Annotated in this window: 18 protein-coding genes; 7 read left to right on the top strand and 11 right to left on the bottom strand. The window is 64.8% G+C overall.

The features are described from left to right. Window positions 1–30 precede the first annotated feature (30 nt). Window positions 31–1,950 carry a M48 family metallopeptidase gene (locus ACPPVV_RS15760; protein ID WP_426700815.1) on the top strand — a complete coding sequence of 640 codons (1,920 nt, stop codon included), beginning with the start codon at window positions 31–33 and terminating at the stop codon, window positions 1,948–1,950. Between the two features lie 103 nt (window positions 1,951–2,053). Here the strand turns inward: ACPPVV_RS15760 and ACPPVV_RS15755 are convergent, their stop codons facing one another. Beyond that, window positions 2,054–3,643 carry a GMC family oxidoreductase gene (locus ACPPVV_RS15755; protein ID WP_426700814.1) on the bottom strand — a complete coding sequence of 530 codons (1,590 nt, stop codon included), beginning with the start codon at window positions 3,641–3,643 and terminating at the stop codon, window positions 2,054–2,056. Window positions 3,644–3,714: 71 nt separating this feature from the next. Here ACPPVV_RS15755 and ACPPVV_RS15750 point away from each other — a divergent pair, with 71 nt between their 5' ends. Beyond that, window positions 3,715–5,025, top strand: a complete 1,311-nt coding sequence (locus ACPPVV_RS15750) for an NTP/NDP exchange transporter (protein ID WP_426700813.1) — start codon at window positions 3,715–3,717, stop codon at window positions 5,023–5,025. A gap of 24 nt (window positions 5,026–5,049) precedes the next feature. Here ACPPVV_RS15750 and ACPPVV_RS15745 read toward each other — a convergent pair whose 3' ends face one another. Both ACPPVV_RS15745 and mtgA read right to left on the bottom strand, forming a co-directional pair. Continuing rightward, the gene (locus tag ACPPVV_RS15745; protein WP_426700812.1) at window positions 5,050–5,478 is read right to left on the bottom strand and encodes a CBS domain-containing protein; all 429 of its coding nucleotides are present in this window, start codon (window positions 5,476–5,478) and stop codon (window positions 5,050–5,052) included. 132 nt (window positions 5,479–5,610) lie between these two features. After that, on the bottom strand, window positions 5,611–6,351 hold the full coding sequence (gene mtgA, locus ACPPVV_RS15740) for a monofunctional biosynthetic peptidoglycan transglycosylase (RefSeq protein ID WP_426700811.1): 741 nt from the start codon (window positions 6,349–6,351) through the stop codon (window positions 5,611–5,613). Window positions 6,352–6,451: 100 nt separating this feature from the next. Between mtgA and ACPPVV_RS15735 the strand changes: the two genes are divergently transcribed. Then, a complete protein-coding gene (locus tag ACPPVV_RS15735) occupies window positions 6,452–7,381 on the top strand; it encodes an Hsp33 family molecular chaperone HslO (RefSeq protein ID WP_426700810.1) in 930 nt (309 codons plus the stop codon). A 33-nt stretch (window positions 7,382–7,414) separates the two neighbouring features. On the opposite strand, the gene ACPPVV_RS15730 is transcribed toward ACPPVV_RS15735, so the two are convergent. Beyond that, complete coding sequence (locus ACPPVV_RS15730; protein WP_426700809.1) at window positions 7,415–10,321, bottom strand: bifunctional diguanylate cyclase/phosphodiesterase; 2,907 nt, start codon at window positions 10,319–10,321, stop codon at window positions 7,415–7,417. Between the two features lie 242 nt (window positions 10,322–10,563). On the opposite strand from ACPPVV_RS15730, the gene ACPPVV_RS15725 reads away from it, so the two are divergent. Then, a complete protein-coding gene (locus tag ACPPVV_RS15725; RefSeq protein WP_426700808.1) occupies window positions 10,564–11,475 on the top strand; it encodes a hypothetical protein in 912 nt (303 codons plus the stop codon). Window positions 11,476–11,599: 124 nt separating this feature from the next. Here the strand turns inward: ACPPVV_RS15725 and ACPPVV_RS15720 are convergent, their stop codons facing one another. From ACPPVV_RS15720 to ACPPVV_RS15700, 5 genes are all read right to left on the bottom strand, one after another. Next, window positions 11,600–12,502, bottom strand: a complete 903-nt coding sequence (locus ACPPVV_RS15720) for a DUF4097 family beta strand repeat-containing protein (RefSeq protein WP_426700807.1) — start codon at window positions 12,500–12,502, stop codon at window positions 11,600–11,602. A 17-nt stretch (window positions 12,503–12,519) separates the two neighbouring features. Beyond that, window positions 12,520–12,975, bottom strand: coding sequence for a hypothetical protein (locus ACPPVV_RS15715; RefSeq protein ID WP_426700806.1), 456 nt, complete (start codon window positions 12,973–12,975; stop codon window positions 12,520–12,522). Next, window positions 12,972–13,517 (bottom strand): RNA polymerase sigma factor, encoded by a 546-nt coding sequence (locus ACPPVV_RS15710; RefSeq protein WP_426700805.1) that lies wholly within the window; start codon window positions 13,515–13,517, stop codon window positions 12,972–12,974. Before ACPPVV_RS15710 ends, ACPPVV_RS15715 begins: the two co-directional genes overlap by 4 nt. 148 nt (window positions 13,518–13,665) lie before the next feature. Next, a complete protein-coding gene (locus ACPPVV_RS15705) occupies window positions 13,666–15,450 on the bottom strand; it encodes a phosphoenolpyruvate carboxykinase (GTP) (protein ID WP_426700804.1) in 1,785 nt (594 codons plus the stop codon). Window positions 15,451–15,576: 126 nt separating this feature from the next. Further along, entirely contained in the window at window positions 15,577–16,155 is a 579-nt protein-coding gene (locus ACPPVV_RS15700) for a TetR/AcrR family transcriptional regulator (RefSeq protein WP_426700803.1), read from the bottom strand. 152 nt (window positions 16,156–16,307) lie between these two features. Here ACPPVV_RS15700 and ACPPVV_RS15695 point away from each other — a divergent pair, with 152 nt between their 5' ends. The 3 genes from ACPPVV_RS15695 to ACPPVV_RS15685 are packed head-to-tail and all read left to right on the top strand — an operon-like array spanning window position 16,308 to window position 20,238. Next, the gene (locus ACPPVV_RS15695) at window positions 16,308–17,198 is read left to right on the top strand and encodes an alpha/beta fold hydrolase (RefSeq protein ID WP_426700802.1); all 891 of its coding nucleotides are present in this window, start codon (window positions 16,308–16,310) and stop codon (window positions 17,196–17,198) included. Between the two features lie 44 nt (window positions 17,199–17,242). Then, on the top strand, window positions 17,243–19,708 hold the full coding sequence (locus tag ACPPVV_RS15690) for an acyl-CoA dehydrogenase (protein ID WP_426700801.1): 2,466 nt from the start codon (window positions 17,243–17,245) through the stop codon (window positions 19,706–19,708). A gap of 56 nt (window positions 19,709–19,764) precedes the next feature. Further along, window positions 19,765–20,238, top strand: a complete 474-nt coding sequence (locus ACPPVV_RS15685) for a hotdog fold domain-containing protein (RefSeq protein ID WP_426700800.1) — start codon at window positions 19,765–19,767, stop codon at window positions 20,236–20,238. A gap of 20 nt (window positions 20,239–20,258) precedes the next feature. Here the strand turns inward: ACPPVV_RS15685 and ACPPVV_RS15680 are convergent, their stop codons facing one another. Then, complete coding sequence (locus tag ACPPVV_RS15680; protein WP_426700799.1) at window positions 20,259–21,251, bottom strand: diguanylate cyclase domain-containing protein; 993 nt, start codon at window positions 21,249–21,251, stop codon at window positions 20,259–20,261. A 144-nt stretch (window positions 21,252–21,395) separates the two neighbouring features. Then, on the bottom strand, window positions 21,396–25,040 hold the full coding sequence (locus ACPPVV_RS15675) for a response regulator (protein WP_426700798.1): 3,645 nt from the start codon (window positions 25,038–25,040) through the stop codon (window positions 21,396–21,398). Between the last annotated feature and the right edge of the window lie 23 nt (window positions 25,041–25,063).

Raw genomic sequence — 25,063 nt, 5'->3', positions numbered from 1 at the left:
CGAATGCCGCGATGCATATCCGGAGTCTCCATGGATTTCTTTGCGCAACAGGCGCGCGTACGCGGCAGCAGCCGACGGCTGGTGATGCTGTTCGTGCTGGCCGTGATCGCGATCGTGGCGACCATCGATGTGGTGGTGTGGTTTGCGCTGGGCCGGCATCCGGTCGACGGGGAGCCGGTCGCATCGAACCTGTTATTGCTGCTCGTCAGCAGTGTGGTGGTGCTGGCCGGCATCGGCCTCAGTTCGCTGTTCCGCATCATGAGCCTGTCCGGCGGTGGCAAGAAGGTCGTTGAAAGCGTTGGCGCGGTGCCGGTACTATCGGATACTTCCGATCCGAAACTGCGCCAGTTGCGCAACGTGATCGAGGAGGTCGCGATTGCGGCGGGCGCGCCGGTGCCGGACATCTACCTGCTGGCCGACGAGCCCGGCATCAATGCGTTCGCCGCGGGCTACTCCGCATCCGATGCGGCGGTGTGCGTCACCCAGGGTTGCCTCGACAACCTGAGCCGTGACGAGCTGCAGGGCGTGATCGCCCACGAGTTCAGCCACGTGCTGAATGGCGACATGCGATTGAACATCCGCCTGATGGGCCTGTTGTTCGGCATCCTGGTGCTGGCGATCGTGGGACGCCGGGTGATCTGGTTTGGCGGCGGCCGCAGCAGTCGCCGTGACGGTGGTGGCGGCCAGGTGTGGATGATCGGGCTGGCGCTGATCGCAGTCGGCTACATCGGCTATTTCTTTGCGCGACTGATCCAGGCCGCGGTGGCGCGTTCGCGCGAGTCGCTGGCCGATGCCTCCGCGGTGCAGTTCACCCGCCAGACCGACGGCATTGCCGGCGCATTGAAGAAGATTGCCATTCTCAGCGAAGGCTCCGAACTGCAGGTGGCCAACAAACAGGAAGTGGCACACATGCTGTTCGGCGAAGCCGGCACATTCAATGCCTTGTTCGCCACCCATCCGCCGTTGCTGCAACGTATCCGTGCGCTGGAGCCGGGTTTTCGCGAAGAAGATCTGGCCCGGTTGGCCGCAGCGCTGCAGCAACCCGCCGAAGCAGTGCCGGAAGCTTCGGTCAAGCGCACGCCGTCCGGCCACTTCGGTATGCCGGGTCTTGGCGTGCCGCCCCCCTTGCCGGCCGTCCTGGCCGGCGCTGTACTGGCGCAGGCGGCTTCCGGCGGCACCACCGACTCCACCCGATTCCAGCGCGCCGCTGCCGTGCGCCAGGCCATCCCGGCCATGTTGACGACCGCTGCGCAGCAGTCGGAGTCCGCGCTGGCTGTCGTGCTCGCGCTGGCCCTGTCGAACCAGGCCGGGTTGCAGGCAACGCAACGCCGGATGATTGCCGATGCGTTCGGTGATGACGTGCAACAGGCCGTGCAGGCGGTCGCTGCCGAGGTGAACGCGCTGTCGCCCGAATCCAGGCTGCCGCTGGCGGCGCTGGCCTTTCCTGCGCTGAAACAACTGCCGGAAGGGCGCCAGCGGACCTTGCTGGAGACGCTCGATGCCCTGGTGCGGGCAGATGGACGGGTCGATCTCGACGAGTACTGCCTCGCGCGACTGCTGCGTGTGCAATTGCTCGAGGCGCAGCAGCCGCGCCGCACGCCGCTGGATGGTCTGAAAAAACTGCCGGCGTGCCGCAAGAGCGTGATGCTGGTCTGTGCGGTGGTGGCCATCAACGGCGCCGCTGATGAAGGTGCCGCGCGCCGGGCATGGCTGCTGGCGATGCAACATGCTTTCCCCGGCGAGGCATTGGATTGGTCGGCGCCGCCGTCAGCCTGGCAGGTGCCGTTCGAGCGTGCGCTCGAGGACCTGGATGGACTGATGCCGGCGGCCAAGGAGCTGGTGATCCAGAGCCTGGCCAGTGCGATCCACGCCGATGGCTTGGTCAGCGTGGAAGAGGCTGAATTGCTGCGGGTGATCTGCGCCAGCCTGCACTGTCCGTTGCCGGCGTAAGGCGCACCTCGCGTGCTCTTGCAGGAGCGACTTCAGTCGCGATTTCCCGACACGGGAAACTGATCAAAAGCCTCGCGACTGAAGTCGCGCCCACAGGGACGGCTCAGGCCTTGTCGAGGATCAGCGCGCTGGCGCGCTCCGCAATCATGATGGTCGGCGCATTGGTGTTGCCGGTGGGCAGGCCAGGCATCACCGAGGCATCGACAACCCGCAGACCGGACACGCCACGCACGCGTAGCTCGCTGTCCACCACGGCGCGATCATCCTTGCCCATGCGGCACGAGCCGACCGGGTGATAGATGGTTTCCGCCTTGCGCCGGATGAAGTCGGCGTACTCGGCATCGCTGCTGATCCGCCGCTCGGGAAACATCGGCTCACCACGATACGCATCGAAGGCCGGTTGATCGAGAATCGTGCGCGACACTCGTGCGGCCTCAATCATCCGCTTCAGGTCGTTTCCTTCCGGATCGCTCAGGTAATTGGCGTGGATCGCGATCGGTTGCGCCGGATCGGCCGAGCGCAGGCGCAAATGGCCGCGGCTGCGCGGGTGCAGATAACAGGCGTGCAGGGTGTAGCCGTAGCCGGGCAGGCGATGGCGGCCGTGGTCGTCCAGCAGGGCAGGCACGAAATGGAACTGGAGGTCGCAGCGTTCGTCGTCGGCGAGCCGGCTGCGTACGAAACCGCCGGCCTCGGCGATATTGGAACTGCCCGGGCCATCGCGATGACGCCACCAGCGCAAGCCGGTGGTCAGTTCGTTGAGGTGATCGTAGGTAACCTTCTGCCTGCTGCCGTCGAGCGTGCAGATGTCCAGATGGTCCTGCAGGTTGCTGCCGACTTCGGGCAGGTCGGCGAGTACGGCGATGCCGTGCTCGCGCAGGTGATCGGCCGGACCGAGCCCTGACAGCATCAGCAGCTGGGGTGTGTTGATCGCACCGGCAGCGAGGATCACCTCGCCCGCTTCGATACGCTCCGAATCGCGCCGGCCGCGGCGCAGCTGGACGCCCGTCACGTGGCCGTGTTCGGTCACCACGCGTTCGACCAGCACGCGCGTACGCACATGCAGGTTCGGCCGCTGACGCACCGGTTTCAGATAGGCCGTGGCGGCCGAGCAGCGCGCCCCGTCGCGCTGGGTGACCTGGTACAGGCCGAAGCCGGCCTGCTGCTGACGGTTGAAATCGTCGAGGCGGTCGAAGCCTGCGCTGGCGCCCGCGTCGATCAGGGCCGCCGACAGCACGTTGTGATGGCGCAGGTCGGAAACACCGAGCGGCCCGCCGGCACCGTGCCAGGCGTCGGCGCCGCGTGTGTTGTCCTCGCTGCGCAGGAACCATGGCAATACCTGATCCCAGGACCAGCGTGGATCATCGCAGGCACGTGCCCAGCCGTCGTAGTCGGCGGCTACGCCGCGGATGTAACACATCGCATTGATCGCGCTGGAGCCGCCCAGTGTCTTGCCCCGTGGCCACCACAGTCGGCGCTGGTTGAGCGCGGGTTCGGGTTCGGTGCGGTAGTTCCAGTTCAGCCGACGATTGTTCGCGAGGCGCGCGATGCCGGCGGGCATGTGGATCAGCGGATTCCAGTCAGTGTTGCCGGCCTCCAGCAGCAACACCCGTTTACCCGGATCGGCGCTGAGCCGGTTGGCCAGTACACAGCCGGCGGAACCGGCACCAACGATGACGTAGTCGTAGTCGTTCAAGGGCTTCCCGCTCCTTCCCGGATGGGCGTGACCGCATGCTAGGCTTGCCGCGCCCCACGCTGGATGTGCCCGTGAGTTTGCCCCGCCAAACCGTTGTGGAACAAGCCGCCGCGCCCACGCTGTCCGCGCTGGCGTTCTTTTTCGTGATGACCTCGTACTACATCATCCGGCCGGTGATGAACCAGCTCGGTGGTGCGGTGGGCTCGCGATCGCTGCCGCTTTTCTACGGCGCGGTATTCCTGGTGATGCTGCTGCTGACGCCGGTCTTCGGCATGCTGGTGGCGCGCTTCCCGCGTCGCCGGTTGCTGGGCTGGAGCTACAGCTTTTTCATCCTGTGCCTGCTGGCCTTCGTGCCAGCCTTTCTCGCGCAGGATCGCATCGGTGCGCGCACTTTGGGTGTGGTGTTCTACGTGTGGGTCAGCGTGTTCAACCTGTTCGTGGTGTCGCTCTTCTGGAGCTTCATGGCCGACATCTTTTCCAGCGGCGAGGCGCGCAAGGCATTTCCGCTGATCGCGCTGGGCGGTATGGCTGGAGCCATCTTCGGCCCGTTGGTGACCAAGTTCCTGGTGCAGCTGATCGGGGTGGCACCGCTGCTGGTGGCGTCGGCGCTGGCTTTAAGCCTGTCGCTCGCGCTCTTGCTGCGCCTTTCGGCCCAGGCCGATCGCCAACTGCACAGCCGCGGCAACGATGTGATCGGTGGCTCGCTGTGGGCCGGCGTCCGCACGCTGTGGTCACAGCCGTTCCTGCGGTACATGGCCCTGCTGATGCTATTCGGCGACGGCATCGGCACGCTGGCCTACGCGCTGGTGGCCGATTATGCCAAGGCGCACTTCACCGGCGAGGTGGCCCGCACGCAGTTCTATAACAACCTTGACCTGGCCACCAACCTGCTTGGCGCGGTGTTGCAGCTGAGCGTGACGCGCTGGCTGTTGGTCCGACACGGTGCCGGCTGGGGCCTCGTGGTGCCATCGTTGGTGAATGTGGTGCTGCTGGTGGCGGTAGCAGTAGTCGGCGCAACCAGCAACCTGATCCTGTTCGGTGCGAGCGTGCCGTTGCTGGCCTTGATGATGATGGTGACGCGTGGCTTCGCCTATGGCATGACCAAGCCGGCCACGGATGCTCTATACACGCGGGTGTCGCGTGAGACCCGTTACAAGGGCAAGAACTTCGTCGAGACTGCCGTGTGGCGCTTTGGCGATGTGGTGGTGACCAGCGCAGTCAGCGGACTACGTCTGGTCGGCCTGAGCGTCGGCGGCGTGGCGTTGCTCGGTGCCGGCGTGGCGACGCTGGCGACATGGGTGGCCACGCGTGCCGGCTGGTCCGCCGATCTGGCCCCCGATCAACTGGCCCGTTCTGGCGAAGAGCGAACATCGCCGAGTTGAATCACGCGGCCAATGAAATCCGGCTCAGCTAGTGATGTAGCGTTGCAGGTGCTCGATCTGTTCCGCCTGGGCGTCGATCACGGCCTTGACCAGATCGCCGATCGAGATCACCCCGACGACACCATTGCCTTCCACCACCGGCAGATGGCGGACGCGGCTGTCGGTGCACAGACGCATGCAGTCGAGCACGTCGGTATCCGGACCCACGGTCAGCGGCGTGCCGCTCATGATGTCCGACACGGAGGTCTGCGACGACGAACGACCCTGCAGGATCACCTTGCGCGCGTAGTCGCGCTCGGAGACCACGCCGACCAACTGGTCGCCGCGCATCACCAGCAGCGCGCCGACGCGGTGTTCGGCCATGTGCTTGATCGCTTCGAGTACCGGTGCCTCCGGAGAAATGCTGAAAACCGTACTGCCCTTGCTTTCCAGCAGATGTTTCACCTGGCTCATGCTTGGGTCTCCCACCGGCCCGGACGGGCCGTCTGACAGCGAGTTTAACGCTGGTGCCGGACAGGCGTGTAGCCAAGTTGTGAAGCGGCGCGACCACGCGAATCATCAGTGCGGATGGCGCGGCAGGCGCATTCAACGTCGTGGACGTGGGGGCGCATGGCCTTCGATATAACCGGGCCCACCGAGCTGGTTCATCTGCTGCTGGATCCAGTTCGCGCGACGCTGCACATAGGCGCTGGGGCGATCGGCGTGCATACGTCGGGGACTTGGCAGCACCGCGGCCAGTCGTGCGGCCTGGGCGGGCCCGAGTCGCGCCGGCGAGCTATGGAAGTACACGTCGCTGGCGGCGCCGACGCCGTAGATCCCGTCGCCCAACTCGGCGATGTTCACGTACACCTCCAGGATGCGCTGCTTGGGCCAGGTGAACTCGATCAGCACGGTGAAATAGGCCTCCAGCCCCTTGCGCACGAAGCTGCGGCCATTCCACAGGAACAGGTTCTTGGCGGTCTGCTGGCTGATCGTACTGGCGCCGCGCAGGCGCTTGCCCTCGTCGGCGGCATCCATCGCGTCATGGATGGAATCGAAGTCGAAACCGTGGTGGTAGGGAAACTTCTGGTCCTCCCCGGCCACCATCGCCAGTGGCACCCAGGGCGAGACCTGGTTCCACGGTACCCAGTGCTGGCGCAACCGGAAATCCTTCTCGCCGTGGACCCATGCGCCCAGCTGGCGCTCCACCATCACCGCGGACGTCCATGGCGGCACGAAGCGCAACAGCAGCACCATCAACCAGCTCAGCGCCAGCCACGCGAGCACCAGAATCGCCAGCGCACGCAACAGGCGGGTCAACGAAAGACGACGGAACCAGGCAGGCATGGCGATCGGCGTAAAAAGATGAAGCAGTATACGGGGCGTTGTCCCGGTGCGGCCGCGCCCCCATCTGAAGCGCTTGCCTGTTGAACTGGAACGCACTCAAATGCCGGATCAATCAAAGATGACGACCGTGGCCGAAACCGTGCCCGTGGACGATGTGCTGCAACGCTTCCTGCTGGAGCGCGCCGGCGTGCGCGGCGCGGTGGTGCGGCTGGGGCCGGCGTGGCGCGAAGTGGCCGGCCGTGCCGATTACCCGCCCGCGCTGCATGCCTTGCTGGGCGAGGCGATGGCGGCCAGCGCATTGTTGACCGGCAACATCAAGCTGGACGGTGCGCTGTCGATCGAGTTGAAGAGCGCCGCTGCCCTGCGCCTGCTGTTTGCCGAATGCACGGACCAGGGACGCCTGCGCGGACTGGCACGCTGGAACGAGCCGCTGCCGGACTTGTTGACGCTGGATACGTTGCCCGAGGCGGTCATGGCCATCACCATCGGCAACGTGGAGCGCGGTCAGCGCTACCAGGGCCTGGTCGATCTGCAGCACGCCACGCTGGCCGGGGCACTGGAGAACTATTTCGTGCAGTCCGAGCAGTTGCCGGCGCGGATCCTGCTGGCGGCCGATGGCGACCACGCCGTGGGGCTGATGCTGCAGAAGATGCCCGACGAAGGTGGCCGCGATGCCGCCCGCGACGATGACGCGTGGAACCGCATCGTGCACCTGACCGCCACCCTGGGCAGCGCGGAATTGCTGGCCAGCGCGCCGGAGCAGTTGCTGTATCGGCTCTATCACGAGGAGTCCGTGCGCCTGTTCGAACCGCGTCCGCTGGCGTTTGGTTGCAGTTGCAGCCGCGACCGGGTGGCATCGATGCTGCGTTCGCTCGGTCGCGACGAGGTCGAGGCGGCGCTGGCGGCACGTGGTGACGAGATCGAGGTGATCTGCGAGTTTTGCGCCCAGCGCTATCACTTCGATCGCATCGACGCCGAACACCTGCTCAGCGCCGCCGCTGCGCCCGGCGCACCGGATACCGCGCAGTGAACTATCGCAACAACTGGCGAGTGCTGTCGCGTTTCAGGGCAACAGCAGCGGCTTGCCGGCACTGACCCAGGTGGCCGCCGGTTGCGGGGTGGCGAACAAAAAGCCCTGCCCGTAGCGGCAGCCGACCCGCAGCAGGGCCTGTCGCTGCGATTCGAGTTCGATGCCCTCGGCGATCACCTTCATCTGCAACGAGTCGGCCAGCACCTGGATGGCACGCACCAGCGCCTGGCCTTGCGTGTCGGCATCGTCCAGCGGCAGTTCGGTGATGAAGGAGCGATCGATCTTCAACGTCTCGAACGGGTACTGATGCAGGTAGCTGAGCGAGGAGTAGCCGGTACCGAAATCGTCGAGCGCGATGCCGACGCCGTGGCTGCGCAGGTTCTGCAGCATCCGCTTGACCTGGGCCGGGTTCTCCAGCAGCGCGTGTTCGGTAACCTCGATACGGATGCAGCACGTTGGTACGGCGTACTGGTCGAACAGCGCCAGCAGCCGCAGATCGAGATCGGCGGAGCGGAAATGCCGGCCGGAAACGTTGATGCTGATGAAGCCCTCGGTGCCGATCAATCGCACCGCCTGCGTGCACACCTGCTCGAAAATCTGCCAGTCGATCGCCTCGGCGCAGCCGCATTCCTCGGCGATCAGCAGGAAATCGTTCGGTGCCAGCAGGCCGCGCTCCGGATGATGCCAGCGCAACAGCGCCTCGTATCCGGTGACACGACCGCCGGCGAGTTCCACGATCGGCTGGTAGAACGGTTCGAACTCGTTGCGGCTGAGCGCGTGGCGCAGGTCGCTTTCCATGTCCAGCAGCGACAATGCCTCGCGACGCAGGCGGTCGTCGAACATCGCGGCACGATGGCGTCCGCGATCCTTCGCGTTGTACATCGCCGCGTCGGCGTCGCGCAGCAGTTCCTCCGGCTGGCGGTAGTGCGGACTGGACAGGGCGATGCCGATCGAGGCGGAGGTGAAGATCTCCTTGGTGCCGAGCCGGAACGGCGCCTGCAGTTCGCTGATGACCCGCTCGGCGATCAGGATCGCGTTGCCGGTATCGACGATGCCTTCGAGCAGCACCGCGAATTCATCGCCACCGAGCCGCGCGACCACGTCGCGCGTCTTCAGGCAGGCGCGGATGCGACCGCCGACCTGGAACAGCAGGTCGTCGCCGACCAGGTGGCCGACGGAATCGTTGATCACCTTGAAACGATCCAGGTCGATGAACAGCACGGCGAACTGCTCACCCGGATTGGCGTTGTACCGTTGCATCGCCTGCTCAAGCCGTTGCAGCAGCAGCGTACGGTTGGGCAGGCCGGTCAGCGAGTCGTGCAGGGTCTCGTATTTCAGGCGGCGCTCGACGCGTTCCCGTTCGGCGATCTGTTCGCGCAGATCGCGGTTGGCCAGCGCCAGCGCGCGGGTGCGTTCGGTGACGCGACGTTCCAGGCCGGCATAAGCCTGCTTGAGCGATGAGGCGGCCTGCTTACGTTGCAGTGCGTTGGCGATGTGATAGCTGACGAAGGTCAGCAGTTCCTGGTCGCGTTCGTTGTACGTGTGCTCGGGCGAATAGCTTTGCAGTGCCAGTACGCCCATCGCCTTGCCGCCCCAGATCAGGGGTACGCCGAGCCAGCATATCGAGCGTGCGCCGAAGTAGCTGATTTCGCCGATGGCTACCAGTCGGTCCAGCTCCGGCAGCGATGCCAGCAGCGGCTTGCAATGACGCAATACGTATTCGGTGGCGCCGCGGCCGTGCGCGCGCGGTGGGCGCACGCTGTCCATGTCGTCGACCGAATAAGGGAAGCTGAGGTGGCCGTTTTCCTCGTCGACCAACGCAATGTAGAAGTTGCGCGCGTACAGCAGGCCGCTGATCACCTGGTGCATTGCTGCGTAGAATTTGTCGAGACTTTCGGTGTTGTTGGCCAACTCGGCGATGCGGAACAGCGCCGCTTGCAGACGCTCGCCACGCTGGCGCTGCAGCACCTGCTGACGCAGCACGCGATTGGCCTCGCGCAGCGCGGCGGTACGGTCGGTCACTCGGCGACCCAGCTCGATGTGGGCTTCGCGCCGTTCCAGGGCGGTCTGCACGTGCTGCGCCACGTAGTTCAGCAGTTCCAGGTCGTGCCGCGAATAGTGGGTATCGGCGCGATAGCTCTGCATCACGATGCCGCCAACGACCCTGCCGACACGCAACAGCGGCGCGCCCAGCCAATGCTCGCAGCTGGGACCGAGCAGCACGAAGCGGTCGCCGAACTGCTGCTTCAGTTCGTCGATCGAGCCCATTAGCGGGCGGCCTTCCTGCAGCAGGTTCCAGGTCAGGCTGTGCAGCATGTCATGCAGCGGCACATGTTGGTCAGGCGGTGGCGGATCGGTGTCGGCAATGTCGACGTAGTAGGGAAAGCGGACGCTGTCGGTGGTCGCGTCGTACAGCACGATGTAGAAGTTTTCCGCATACATCAGGCTGCTGACGATGGCATGCAGCGAACGCATCATCTCGGGCATGTCACGATCGGCCCCTGCCTGCTCGGCGATCGCATACAGCGCGCGTTGCAGCCGTTCGGCCAGGGCGAGCCGGGAAATGGCCTCGTACAGGCGGCTGGTTTCAGCCAGCTGGCGCAACCGTGTATCGGCCAGTCGGCCCAGCCAGTCCAGGCGATCGCGCACGATGTCGGGTGGCGGAAGATCGACCCATTCGAGCATGAGGGTGCGTGGCCCTTGGGGGTCTTCCGCCAGGCTGAGTTGTCGGCCAGTCGCCACCGGGGTGGCCGGTTCGTCCAGGCGGCGCCAGCGAAGCCGCCCCTGGATGCCGAAATTGCCCAGCACGAGTTCGCAGATTTCCATGACGCTGGCCGCGTCGGAGGCCTCGAACAATCTTTCAACAGCCGCGTAAAGGGCCGCAGGATCCCGCGCCAGGGGGAGCGTCTGGGCTGAACGGGTCGTGGGTGTGGCGCTCATTGACTGTGATGGATTCCGGGACGATCTGGCGGATCGGCGTCAATCGCCTTTATATCGTGTAATTTGGCCCCGTCGCCAGCTTTCTGGCAGCGGAACTGCGGACGCCCCGTTGGGTCGAAGCTTGACACAAACCCCTGCTAATCTGTGATTCCGGAGGGGTTTTCAGGGTGTTAGTAAAACGTAAAACGGGGTATACTCCGAACCGGGTATTTCTTCCTTGAACGAGTCGCCGGCCCAAATCCATGCGTCGCCTGTCTTTACTGTCGCTGATTTTCCTGTTGCCGCTTGCCGCGGCCGGACAGTCTGTGGGCGGCGACAGCGCTACAGCGCAGCGTTTGCTGGCGCAGCCACCGGAGCAGATGGCCGAGGTCCAGCCCGGTGTCATGGTGCCGTTGTGGCGTGGCACCGACGGTCGCCTGCTGACGCTCAAGGCGGATCGCACCACCGGTGCCGACGCGTTGCGCGACAATGCACCGTTGTCGCTGCATGTGGTCGATGCGGCCAGCGTGATGACGACCGGCCTGCAATACGGGCTGGGTTCGGGCTTGAAGGCGCACGCCGAGATCAGCGAACACACATGGTTCAACCAGAACACGCGGGTGCTCGGCAGCGAAGTGGGCGCCACCTATGATGCGGGCCGCTACAGCGTCGGCCTGAGCGTGGGTGCCAACAGCACGCCGAACAACAACGCCGTATTGCCGCGGGTACTGCCGGGCGCCGCGCCTGGTGTCGATGGCCTGTCCGGTTTCGACAACAGCGCCCAGCTCAACGCACGCGGTCGACTGGCACTGGGCAAGAAGAGCGGGATCGACCTGGGCGCCAGTGTCGGCCGCATTCACCTGCTGCCCGGCAACTTGCTGGGCATCAATACGCTGGATCAGAAAGCGTTGAGTTTCGGCGTCGACCACGGCACGTTGAGCGGTGTCCTGATCGGTCGCACCATGCAGCCGCAGGCAGGCATTCCTGGTGGTCTCAATGCGGACAAGCGCTGGAACAGCATCGACCTGGGCGTCACTTGGCGGTTGCCGGGGCGCGGCTCGCTGAGCGTCGGTGCACAGAACTTGTGGTCATCCGGCACCCCGGCCAATACGCCAGCGGGACCGGAACCGGATCAGTCGCGCACGCCTTACGTGCAGTATCACCAGGATCTCTGACCGACTCGCTAACCCGACTCGGCATCGCCGTTTTCCACGTCCTGCCGGTCAGTCGAACTGACGCCGTCGCTCACGCGACGGCGTTCTGGTTTTCGGGGGAGTGACGGGCTGACCGATCCTTGCGTCAGGGCTGCTTGCGCACACGCAAATCGCCACTGAACGTCTCGATATTGATCTTGCCGCGATCATCGCCAAGGCGGACATCGAGCGAGCTGCCGGGACCGTGTTCCGGTTCCTTCGGCGTGCCGAAATCGCTGCGCAGGTCGCCACTGAAGCTGCTGGCATGCAGGTTGCCGGAAGTGTTGGCAGGCAACTGCAGCTGTACGTCGCCACTCATGCTGTCGATACCGATGCTGCCGCCGGCAGCGAGTCCGCCAGTCAGCTGCACGTCGCCGGAAACGGTGCTGAGGGTCAGCTTCTGCCATGGTCCACCGCTGGCCTGGATACGCCCGGAAATGGTCTGCAGCTCGACCCGGTCGCCCAGCGCAGGCGCCAGGATATCGCCGCTCACCGTTTGCAGGCTGGCCTGTCCGGCCTGTCCGGCCTGTTCGATGCCGCCGCTGACACTGTCCACTTTCAGCGAGGGCGTGCGTGCGTTGATCCGTGCCCTGCCGCTGACCGTATTGATCTCGATGCTGCCGCCGTCCATGCCATCGATGACCAGCGGTGCGCTGACCACATCGACATCGAGCGAAGCCGCCTTGGGCACGTGCAGTTCCAGCGAGGTCGGCGCCATCTTGCTGTCGCCACCCCAGTTGAACGGACCGGAGCCGCCCTGCGGCTCGACCTTGATTTCCAGATCGCCATTGCTGCCGGTGATCGCCAGCGGCTTGGCGCCATCGCCGAGCCGGCCGCTGACCTGGACTTCGTTGCGATCCCACGCGGTCACGTTCACCGTGCCGGCGATATTGCTGACGCTGATGCGGGCAGTGGGCGTGGCGTCGTGATGCAACTGGATCGGCGTATCGGCCAAGGCCTGGCTGATGCAGAAGCACAGCAGAAGCGGAAGATAGCGGACGGTTTTCATGATGGTTCCTGGTGGTATCAGCCGGCCTGGTTGGCCAGTTGGCGCAGTTGCGTCTGTTGCAGTTGGGTACGGTCGAGCAGGCGTTGCAATGCCGGTGAATCGGGGGCTTGCTGGATAGCCAGCCGCAGTTCCATCTGCGCGGCATCCAGTTCGACCGCGGCGCCGGCCAGGCGTGGATCGGCCGGTTTCCAGCTGGCCTGGGCTGGTTTGGTACTGGCGACCGGGGTAGCGGTCGGCGTTTGCAGCAGGCGCCAGCCGATGCCACTGACCAGCACCAGCGAGGCGGCCAGGCCGGCGGCCATCAGCCAGCGTCGACGATGGCCGGGCCGGCGGAGCGAGAGCGCCGGAAGCGTGCTTTCGCTGGTGCGCTCGGCGTCGTCCAGCACGGCGTCGATCGATGCCCACAGATCGCGCCGCGGCTCCAGCGGCTGGCGCAGGTCGCGCATCTGTCGGCGCCATTCGAATTCGTTCATGAGTTTTCTCCCAACACTTTGCGCAACAAACCGCGGGCGCGATGCAATTGCGCTTTCGACGTACCGACCGCCATACCCAGCTCGGTACCGATCTCTTCGTGCTTCCAGCCTTCGACGTCGTGCAGCACCAGCACGGCGCGGGCGCGTGGCGGCAACTGGCCGATCGCGTGTTCCAGCTCTTCGCGTTCGGCTGCGCAGAACGGCGTTTCGCCGGTATCCGGCAGGTGGTCGTCGTCCAGCATGCTGACCGGGTCGGCGTGGCGGGCGCGGATGTCCATCAGCGCCACGTTCACCGCCAGCCGGTAAAGCCAGGTACCGAACGCGCTCTCGTGACGGAAGCCGGGCAGTTTCTGCCAGGCGCGGATGAACGCATCCTGGGTCAGGTCTTCGGCACGGGCGCGATCGTAGCCGGCGAGGCGGTACACCGCGCCATGCACACGGCCCACGTGCAGGTGATACAACCGCTGGAACGCCTGGCGATCGCCGGCGGCCGCGGCGCGCACGTCATCGGTATCGTTCGCTCCCGTGGGGGTCGGCGACATGGAGCTTCCAGGAGCGGGGCAGGCAGCGATCATCTTGCCAGCTTGGATGCGGTCCCGCGCGAAAGGGTTTGAACGCCGACGGCGGGAAGAGCGGAAGGCAAAATGGAGGCGGGCAGGTCGGCATGATCCTGCCCGCGAGTGGATGGTTTCAGGACGCGGCGGCTTCGCGGCGTGGCAGGTCGGCGCTGTCGTTCAGGGCACGTGCCACGCGTTGCTGCTCCCGGTACAGCCGTTCTGGCAGGCGCGGTGCGAAGCCCTGCAGGTATTCGCCGATCGCGGCCAGTTCGGCCTGCCAGCCGGCGTTGTCCACGTCGAGCAATTCGTCGAGCTGGGCTCGATCGAGCTTGAGCCCATCCAGTTTCAGCTCGTTCGCGGCGGGCAGGATGCCGATCGGCGTCTCGACGCCGGGCACGCGGCCTTTGGCGCGGTCGATCATCCACTCCAGCACGCGCAGGTTGTCGCCGAAGCCCGGCCACAGGAACTTGCCGTCGGCGCCCTTGCGGAACCAGTTGACGTGGAACACCTTCGGCAGCTTCGCGCCGGGTTGGTCGAACGACAGCCAGTGCGCGAAATAGTCGCCGTAGTGATAGCCGCAAAAAGGCTTCATCGCCATCGGGTCGCGACGCAACACGCCGACTGCGCCGGTGGCCGCTGCGGTGGTTTCCGAACCCATCGCGGCGGCCATCAACACGCCGTGGTTCCAGTCGCGCGCTTCCATCACCAGCGGCAACAGCGAGGGGCGGCGGCCGCCGAACACGATCGCGCTGATTGGTACGCCCTGCGGCGCCTCGGCCATCTCCGACCAGGTCGGGCACTGTTTCGCGCTGACGGTGAAGCGCGAGTTCGGGTGCGCAGCCGGGCCGTTGGCCGGGTCGTACGGTCTACCCTGCCAGTCGGTGACCGGCGTGCCTGGCAGGCCTTCCCACCACGGCTGGTTGTCGGCGGTGACGGCGACGTTGGTGAAGATGGTGTCGTGCGAAATGCTCTTCAGTGCGTTCGGATTGGTGCTGTCGCTGGTGCCGGGCGCCACGCCGAAGAAACCGGCCTCGGGATTGATCGCGTATAGACGTCCATCGTCGCCGGGGCGCATCCAGCAGATGTCGTCGCCGACCGTCCACACCTTCCAGCCGTCCTGGCGATAACCTTGCGGCGGGATCAGCATGGCCAGGTTGGTCTTGCCACAGGCGGAGGGGAACGCGGCGGCGATGTAGTGCGTCTCGCCCTGCGGGTTCTCGATGCCGACGATCAGCATGTGTTCGGCCAGCCAGCCCTCGCTGCGCGCCTGGTGGCTGGCGATGCGCAGGGCGTGGCATTTCTTGCCCAGCAGCGCGTTGCCGCCGTAGCCGGAGCCGTACGACTTGATCGACAGCTCGGCCGGGAAATGCATGATCCAGCGGCGCGCGGGGTCGAGTTCGCCGACCGAGTGCAGGCCCTTCACGAAGGCGCCTTCGCGTTCGATCCGCGCCTGCGCCGCGGCGCCCATGCGGGTCATGATCTTCATGTTGGCGACCACGTACGGGCTGTCGGTGATCTCCACGCCACAGCGCGCCAGCGGCGAGTCGATCGGGCCCATGCAATACGGGATCACATACATGGTGCGACCTTCCATGCAACCGTCGAACAGCGCATCGATCCTGGCGTGCGCCTGCGCCGGATCCGTCCAGTGGTTGTTCGGGCCGGCGTCCTGCTCGTTCGGGTGGCAGACCAGGGTCAGCTGCTCGACCCGGGCAACATCGGAGGGGTGGGAGCGATGGAGATAGCAGCCCGGATGGGTCTGCTGGTTCAGTTCGATCAAGGTGCCATCGGCCAGCATCTGCTGCACCAGTGTCTGGTATTCGGCTTGTGAACCGTCACACCAATGGATCTGCGCGGGGCGCGTCAGCGCTGCCACTTCGTCAACCCACTGCTCGAGCGCTTCCAGCTTGCTGGTCATCAGTGTCCTCTTGAGGTTTTCAGAAAAAGTGATCTGAAACGCTAGTTTGCGGGCACTGGTATTGCAAGGTTTCTTGCAGCAAAAACGGCGCCACAGGGCGCCGTCCGGACACGCTATGGAGTGAAATCAGGCCGGGATCAGCGTCGCGATCATGTGCTCGATGTAGGCGTCGAACTCTTCGTGGTTGAGTCGCGGCAGCCCCAGCGTGAAATTGAGCTGGAGGAAGCCGACGTATGCGGCATAGGTGAGCCGCGCCCGGTTCAGCGCCTGTGGCGGCGCCAGCCCCGCCTCGCGATAGGCGGTGGTGAGGAACTCCATCCGTCGCTGCGATACCCGCGCCATCACCGGTACCACCTGCGGATGATCCAGTGCTTTCAGCAAAGCGGCATAGACGCGATGCGGCTGCAATTCGTGGGCAACCCGGCGGAACAGTTCGGGCAGGCGCTTGCGCGGATCGGCGATCTGCTCGATCTGGTTGATGATTTCGCGCTCGCCGTACTGTTCCCAGCGTTCCAGCGCGGCATGCAGCAGGGCTTCACGGGTGCGGAAATGCCAGTAGAAGCTGCCCTTGGTCACGCCCAACTGGCGGGCCAGAGCCTCCACCGCCAATGCGCCGACACCTTGTTCGGCGATCAGGTGCAAGGCGGCTAATTCCCAATCCTCGGCCGACAGCCGGGTACGTTCTGGCTTGCTGCTGACATTCATGGCCGTATGGTAGCCATAGCCCGTGAATTTGTAATGTAGTTGCTGACCGCAGCGGCAAACGCGGCGAGCTTTCGGGCCGGGCCAGGCGTTGCTGTCCGGGCGGTTGACGGCGCTTGCCCCAGCAACCCATACTCATCCGTATGGTTAATGATATGCCGTCCCCAAGCACGCTCAGCCGTTTTCCCGTGGCCGATCTGGAATTGGCGGTGGAAGAGTGGAATCCGGCCGGCACCCCGGTGCTGTTGTTTGCGCACGGCTTCGGGCAGACCCGCGGCGCATGGCGTACGGCGGCAGCAGCGTTGGCGGAAACCGGCTGCCGCTGCGTCACGTTCGACACGCGCGGCCATGGCGAAAGTGATCGGCTGGCCAGCGGCGACGATTACCACATGGATCAGTTCGCCGATGATCTGTTGCGGATGGCCGCGGCCCAACCGCAGCCGCCGATCCTGGTGGGCGCCTCGATGGGCGGGCTGCTGGGCATCGTGCTGGCCGGCGAAATACGCCCGACGCCGTTCCGCGCACTGGTGCTGGTGGATATCACGCCGCGCTGGGAAACCGCCGGCGTGGAACGCATCCTCGCGTTCATGCAGGCGCATCCGGATGGCTTCGCCAACTACGCCGACGCCGCGGAGCAGATCGCCGCTTACCTGCCGCAGCGGCGTGAACGCAAGAGCGAGCAGCAACTGCGCCCCCTGCTTCGCGAAGGCAGTGATGGTCGGCTGCGTTGGCACTGGGATCCGGCGTTGCTGGCCGGTGAGCTGGTGCAGGAAAGCGAACGCTACCAGCCACGCCTGCAGGCCGCCGCCAAGGAGATCGACGTACCCGTGCTGTTGCTGTCCGGTGCGCGCAGCGACGTGGTGTCGCGCGCCACCGTCGAAGAATTCATGCAACTGGTGCCGCATTCGCGGCACGTGGAACTGTCGCATGCCACGCACATGGTGGCGGGTGACGCGAACGACGCATTCACGCATGAAGTCGCCCGCTTCGTGCAAAGTCTGGATCTATCGACCGACCGGCAGCGGGCCGGTCTTGCCCAACCATGACCCGGCCGCATGCCGGCGCTGTTCAACCGTGATGAGGTGCTGAGATGTCCGTGATACTGACCCTGCTGGCGGCGCTGATTGCCACTGGCGCCTGTGCCTATCACCGCAGCAGTTTGCGGACGTGGGCGATCGTCACGATCGTCACCACGCTGGTGGTCGGCCTGGTACTGCGTGCGCCGTGGACGATGGTGATCCTGCTGATCATCGAACTGCTGATCGCCGTGCCCCTGCTGTTGGTGGATTTCCGCCGCAAGCAGATCAGCGCGCCGCTGCTGAAGATGTTCGCCAAGGTCACCCCGAAGCTGTCCGAAACCGAGCAGACCGCGCTGGAAGCGGGCACGGTTGGCTTCGAGGGCGAGCTGTTTTCCGGCAAGCCGAACTGGCACGAATTGCTCAAGCAGCCCAAGCCCGAGCTGAGCGTGGAGGAGCAGGCCTTCATGGATGGCCCGGTGGAAGAGCTGTGCGGGATGATCGACGACTGGCAGATCACCCACGAGCTGGCCGACCTGCCGCCGGACATCTGGGCCTTCATCAAGAAGCACAAGTTTTTCGGCATGATCATCCCGAAGCAATACGGCGGCCTGCAGTTCTCCGCGCTAGCGCACTCGGCGGTGCTGCAGAAGCTCTCCACCATGTCAGCGACGGTATCCTCCACCGTGGCCGTGCCGAACTCGCTCGGGCCGGCCGAGCTGCTGCTGCATTACGGCAGCGACGAGCAGAAGAATCACTACCTGCCACGGCTGGCGGTCGGCGAGGAGATCCCGTGCTTTGCGCTGACGGGCCCGTACGCCGGCTCCGACGCCACCTCGATTCCCGATATCGGCATCGTCTGCAAGCAGATGGTCGACGGGGTCGAGACGCTCGGCATCAAGCTCACCTTCGACAAGCGCTACATCACGCTGGCGCCGATCGCTACCGTGATCGGTCTGGCCTTCCGCATGTACGACCCCGAGCATCTGCTCGGTGACAAGGAAGACCTCGGCATCACGCTGGCGCTGCTGCCGCGTTCGACGCCGGGGCTGCAGATCGGACGCCGCCACTTTCCGCTCAACATCCCGTTCCAGAACGGCCCGATTCACGGCAAGGATGTGTTCGCGCCGCTGTCGGTGCTGATCGGTGGCCCGCAGATGGCCGGCCACGGCTGGCGCATGCTGGTCGAGGTGTTGTCGGTGGGCCGCGCCATTTCGTTACCGTCCAATGCCACCGGCGCCATGCGCGCCTCCGCGCTGGCCACCGGCACCTACGCGCGCATGCGCAAACAGTTTGGCCTGGCGGTGGCGCGCTTCGAAGGCGTCGAGGAAGCGCTGGCACGCATCGGCGGTCTCACCTACGCCACCGCCGCGCTGTCGCGCGCGACAGCGGCCGCCGTCGATCGCGGCGAGAAACCGGCAGTGACCTCGGCGATCGCGAAATACCACGCCACCGAATGGGCGCGGCGGATCGCCAGCGACACGATGGACGTGCACGGCGGCAAGGCCGTGCAGCTGGGTCCGAAGAACTACGCCGGTCGCGGCTGGGCCAGCGTACCGATCGCGATCACGGTGGAGGGCGCCAACATCATGACGCGCAGCCTGATGATCTTCGGCCAGGGTGCGATCCGCTGCCATCCCTACGTGCTGAAGGAAATGCAGGCGCTGTCGATCGCCGATCGCGGCGAGCAGCTGAAGACGTTCGATCGGCTGCTGTTCGCCCACATCGGTTTCGGCATCTCCAACGCTGTGCGCAGTCTTGCGATGGGCCTGACCGGCGCGCGCATCGGCGAGACGGCTGGCGACGCGTATACCCGTCGCTACTACCGCAAGCTCGATCGCTACTCCGCCGCGCTGGCGCTGTGTGCCGACGTGTTCATGGGTGTGCTCGGCGGCAAGCTGAAGTTCAAGGAAAAGCTGTCGGCGCGCCTCGGCGACGTGCTGAGCTATCTGTACATAGCCAGCGCCATGCTCAAGCGCTACGAGGATACCGACCGACCGGAAGCGGATCGCCCGTTTCTGGCCTGGGGCTTCCACGAGTGCATGTGGCTGATCCAGAACGCGCTGGACGGTGCGATCCGCAACTTCCCCGTGCGTCCGGTCGCATGGCTGCTGCGCGTGCTGGTGTTTCCGCTGGGTCGCCGCGAAGTGCCACCGTCCGATCGCCTGGGCCGCCGTGTCGCCGCGCTGCTCACCGCGCCGAACGAAGCGCTCGATCGCCTCACCGACTGGGTCTACACCACGCCCACGGCGAACAACACGGTCGGTCGCATGAAGGCGCTGCTGCCGGACGTGATCGCTGCCGAGCCGGTCGACCGCAAGTTCGGCAAGGCATTGAAGGCCGGCCAGTTCACGTCGCACGATTACCTCGGCCAGTTGACCGAGGCGCAGCAGGCCGGGGTGATCTCCGAAGCCGAGGCCGACCTGCTCCGGCGGGTGCGCGAAGGCGTGTTCGAGTTCATCTCGGTGGATGATTTCGATACCGACGAGCTGCGCGCGTTCAAGACAAGGGCGGGTGCCAGCTCACCCAGCGCGGCCTGAATCAAGCTGATCCATCCGGCCCGCTTTGCGGGCCGGATCTTCTATGGAGGCGACCGATGAGTGCATCCGTACTGTCGCTGTACCGCCGCATCACGCGCTGGCCGGCGGGGCACTGGATTTTCTCGCGGCTGGTCTGCCTCAAGGCGCCGTACTTCGCCACCATCGCACCACGCTTCGTGACGCTGGAGCCGGGACGATGCGAGGTGCGCATCCGCGATCGGTGGCGCGTGCACAATCACCTCGGCACGGTTCATGCGATCGCATTGTGCAACCTGGCCGAACTCAGTGCCGGGGTGATGACTGATGCGACTATTCCCGCCGGCATGCGCTGGATTCCCAAGGGCATGACGGTTGAATACCTGAAGAAGGCCGTGGGCTCGATGCGCGGTGTCGCCACGCCGGAGGCAGCCGTGCCGGTATCCGGCCAAGTCGGCGAGTGGCCGGTCGGGATCGAAGTTACCGATCGTGCTGGCGAGGTTGTTTTCCGTGCGCGTGTGCTGATGTGGGTGTCGCCGCACAAGCGCGGCTGAACGAGCCGATCGGTGCGGGCTCAGCCCGCCAGCACGCAGCCATTCTTGCCGTTGCGCTTGGCCTCGTACATCGCATGGTCCGCCGCATGCATCAGTCGCTCCTCGGCATCGGCACCTTCGTTCGGTACATACGGCGCGATGCCGATGCTGGCGCCCACGCGTACCTCGATCGCGTTGCCGTCGACGTGCAGGTGATAAGGCTCTCTCAGTTCGGCACAGAGCTTTTCGCACAGCTGCAGCGCCGTCCGTGGATCGTCGATCTCTTCCAGCACCAGCGCGAATTCATCACCACCCAGACGGGCCACCGTGTCGTTGCTGCGCAGATGTACGGGAAGGCGATTGGCGATTTCCTGAAGCAGCGCATCGCCGGCGGCATGGCCATGGGTATCGTTGACGCTCTTGAATCCGTCGATATCGATGCAGACCAGCGCGAAGCGGCTGTGATGGCGGATGGCACGCTGAATCGCACCGTGCAGGCGGTCGCGGAACAGGGCCCGGTTTGGCAGCCCAGTAAGCGGGTCATGGCTGGCCTGGTGACGCACCATGGTTTCGATCAGCTTGCGCTCGGCGATCTCCCGATGCAGCTCCTCGTTGCGCTCGGCCAGTTCGGCCATCGCCTCGCGCAGCTTCATGCGCGCCGAATGCAGTTCCAGAAACACGCGAATCTTCGACTGCAAAATGACATCATTGATCGGTTTGGCGATGTAATCCACGGCACCGGAGTGGTAACCCTTGAGCCGGTTCACGTCGTCAGCGTAGGCGGCGGTAACGAAAATGATCGGTGTCTCGCTCAGCTGCTCGGCTGCGCCAAGCAGGCTCGCCACCTCGAAGCCGTCCATGTCCGGCATGTTGACGTCGAGCAGGATCAACGCGAACTCGTGATCGAGGCAAAGTGCCAGCGCGGCGTTGCCACTGGTCGCCTCGTACAGCTCGGCACCACTACGTGCGAGCAGGCGACGCATTGCCACCAGGTTCGCGGGCGTGTCGTCGACAATCAAGATTTTCGGCGTCACCAGGTGCTCCTTTTTCGCGCCGTCCCTGGCTATCGAAGGAGCAACCCTAACCGATGCCGATGCTGCTAGGCGTGAAACCCCTCGCGTTTGCGAGCGCGTTGGTACTTGGCGACGCCTGTCGCGACCGCTCGCCAGTACGCGCGATCACGATCGTGCGGTCGGCAGCCAGACGCGCAGCGTGGCTGCGAGTTTGTCGATGTCGATCGGCTTGGAAAGATAATCGTTCGCGCCCATCTGCAGACAGACCTCACGATCGCCCGTCATGGCTTTGGCGGTCACCGCGATGATCGGCAGATCCATGAAGTCGGGAAGCTTGCGGATGGTGCGGATGGTCTCGTAGCCGTCCATCCCCGGCATCATGATGTCCATCAGCACCACCTCTGGCCGCTGTTCGGTTTCCAGCACTTTCAGTGCCTTGTAACCATCCTGCGCCATGCTCACTTGCAGGCCCCAGCCGCGCAGCACCTTGGACAGCGCGAACAGGTTGCGCATGTCGTCGTCCACCAGCAAGACGCGCTGGCCCGCCAGCGAGACCGGCAGGCCCGCGTTCGTGACCGACCGGGCCACGGGAGGAGGAATGTCCTGCAGGAACGCGCCAACTTCCTGCAGCAGGCGCTCGCTGGAACGTGCGCCCTTGAGCACGATGGCGTCGGCGTACTTGCGCAGCTTCAGCTGCTCCTGCGAGTCGAGTTCGCGTCCCGAATACACCACCACCGGCGGCATGGCCTCCGGCCTGGCCGAAAGGTGTTCCATCAGTTCCAGGCCCGACATGCCTGGCAGCCCCAGATCCAGCACGATGCAGTCGTAGTCGTTGCCGCTGATCTTCGGCAGTGCGTCCTCGGCGGAGCCGGCCTCGTCGACGTCCACGTGATGCGCGCGCAAGGCGATGCGTATGGCCTTGCGCGAGGCGTCGTCGTCTTCCACCACCAGCAGGCGTCGTTGCTTGCCCTCGCCGAAACGCAACAGGCGATCGAGTGCCTCGGCAATGGATTCGCGGCTGACCGGCTTGGTCAGAAAACCGATCGCGCCCCGTTCCATGCCACGCGTGCCGGCGTCGCTGACGGAGACGAAGTGCACCGGGATGGATCGCGTCGCTTCGTCTACCTTGAGCCGGTCCAGCACCGTCCAGCCGTCCATCACCGGCAGCGAAACATCCAGCAGGATGCCCGACGGATGATGCTCGCGAGCCAGCTGCAGGCCGGATTCGCCGTTCATCGCGGCGAGCGCGCGATAGCCCCTGCGATGGATCATGTCGATGAGGATGCGCACGAATGCCGGATCGTCTTCGATCACCAGGATGACGGTCTGCCCGGGCAGGAGCGATCCGCGGTCGTCCTCGATGGACATCGGCAACAGGGCTGACGAGGTGAAATGTCGATGTCGCTCGCTGCCTGCTTCCTCCCTGTCGACGGTGGTTGCGGCGGCGGGCGGCGGTGTTTCCGGCAACAGCAAGGTGAATCGGCTGCCTTGCCCGATCTGACTTTGCAGGATGACGTCGCCGCCGAGCAGTTGCGCCATGCGTCGCGAGATCGCCAGGCCCAGACCGGTGCCGCCGAACTGGCGGCTGGTGCTTGCGTCAACCTGCTCGAAGGCATTGAAGATGCGCTCGAGCTTGTCCTGGGGAATGCCGATGCCGGTGTCGCTCACCGTGATCGCCAGCAAGGGTTGATTGGCCAGGGCGGCTGGCATGTCCAGATCGGCTGGTGGACGACCGATACGCAGATTCACCGATCCGCTGGCAGTGAACTTGAAGGCATTGCTGAGCAGGTTGTTGGCGATCTGTTCGATCTTGCCGCCGTCGGTGGCAAGGGTAGCGGGCAGCCCGTCATCGATCGAGAGGGCGAAATCCAGCCGCTTCTCGCTCGCGAGATGGACGAAGGTGCGTTGCAACCTCCTGCCGAGTTCGGCGATGCGAACCTCCTGAATCAACATTTCCATCTTGCCTGCCTCGACCTTGGACAGATCCAGGATGTCGTTGATGAGATGAAGCAGGCTGTTGCCGGCATCGTGGATGATCTGCGCCGATTCGATCTGCTCGTCGTCGAGGTTGCCGGTATCGTTGTCTGCCAGGCTGCGCGACAGGATCAGCAGGCTGTTCAGCGGCGTGCGCAGTTCATGCGACATGTTGGCCAGGAAATCCGATTTGTACTGGCTGGCACGCGCCAGTTCGGTCGCCTTTTCCTCGGTTTCCCGCTGCAGATGTTCCAGCACGACCTTCTGCTGGTTCAGGCTCTCGGTCATTCTCCGCAGATCTTCGTTGGAAGAACGAAGCTCCTTCGCCTGTACGCGTTGTTCTTCCTCCGAGGCAATCAGCCGCTGCGATTGTTCTTCCAGTTCGGTGGTTTTTGCCTGCAGGGTCTCGTTGCTTTCGTGCAACACCTCTTTTTGCTGGCGCATCACCAGTTCGGACAGGCGTAGTTCGTCCGCCTGTTCGCGTGTCTGGATCAACAGATCCTGGGTATGCACCGCCTGATTCAGGTTCTCCAGTGAAAGCGCTGCAATAGGCAACAGTTCGTCCAGCAGTTGCCGCTGCAAGGTGGTCAGTGGCCCGAAGCTGCCGAGCTCGAGTACGCCGATCAACGTTTCGCGATAGATCATCGGCAGAATCGCGACATGCCCCGGCACGGCTTCGCCGGTGCCTGAGCCGATGCGCAGGTAATCGGTCGGCACCTGATCCAGGAAGATCGCCTTGCGCTCCACTACGCACTGTTCGACCAGGCCCTCGCCGGGCATGTGCTGGTCGGCGGAGCGATTGTCGATGCGCAAGCCGTAGCTTCCCAGCAGGTCCAGTCGATGGCGTGCGTCGTCGAACGAATAGAACAGGCCCAGCCCCGCGTTGCACAGCGGCACGACCTCGCTGGTCAGCCATTGGGCGAAATCCTTGTGGGTGGTGGCCTGCAGCAGCACCTGCGAGATCTCCGCCACGCGGGAGCGAATCCATGCGCGCGTATCCGTGTCCAGCGACATCTGCTTGAACACCTGCAGGGCGCGGGCGATCTCGCCCACTTCATCGCGGCGATCCGGTCGGTGTATCTCGAAGTCCTGGTCGTGGTTGGACAGCCTCGTCATCTGGTCAGTGAGTCGCCGCAACGGACGTATCACGAGCCGCGAGGTAAGCCGGATGACCGTGATGCCGAGCAGGACGCCCAACAAGATGGTCAGCGCGTTGATTGCCTTGGTGCTGGTGAGGGCCACATCGAGCTGATGGTTGCGTAACGCCAGCAAGCGGTTTTCCTCGCCTGTCATCTGATCCAGCACGGCTGACAGGTCCTCGACGCGGACGGTGCGCTGCGCAAGATAATCGGCCTGGATCCGCTGTCGCTCCAACTGAACCTCGGGAGCGCTCAGGTTCAATCGACTCAGCGGAGTAATGCCATGGTCGAGTACTTCCTGTTGCCAGCGCGTGGCCATTGAGGCGACCGTGTCGAGTCGGCTTTCCTCCAGGGGATTGTCGGCCAGCAACTGGCGCAAACCGGCAATCCGCTGGTTCAGTTCATGTGTGGATGTGCGGAACGTCGCCAGTTCGTTTGCCGAACCGCCGAGAAAGAACCCGCGAGCACCGACCTGGCTGGATTGCGCGGCGCGCTGCACCGCATTGATCTGCAGCAGCACCTGATAGGTATGGCTGGCCCAGTGCCGGTTGTTGTCCTGGGTTCGCAACGAGTCCAAGGTGACCAGGTTGGCGATCAGGAACAGCCCAAGAAGCAGGCCGATCGCCAGCATCATCTTGCGTTGCATGGACTGATTGGCGAGCCAGGAATTCTTTTTCGGCTGGGTAGGCTGCGGCATGCGGGTCACGGCGAGTCGGTGGA

Origin of the sequence: Rhodanobacter sp. Col0626 (genome assembly GCF_049994385.1) — a bacterium.
In the GTDB taxonomy this organism is placed as follows: domain Bacteria; phylum Pseudomonadota; class Gammaproteobacteria; order Xanthomonadales; family Rhodanobacteraceae; genus Rhodanobacter.
The sequence above is the reverse complement of the archived record's forward strand: the minus strand, read 5'-3'. Positions and strand labels throughout refer to the sequence as shown.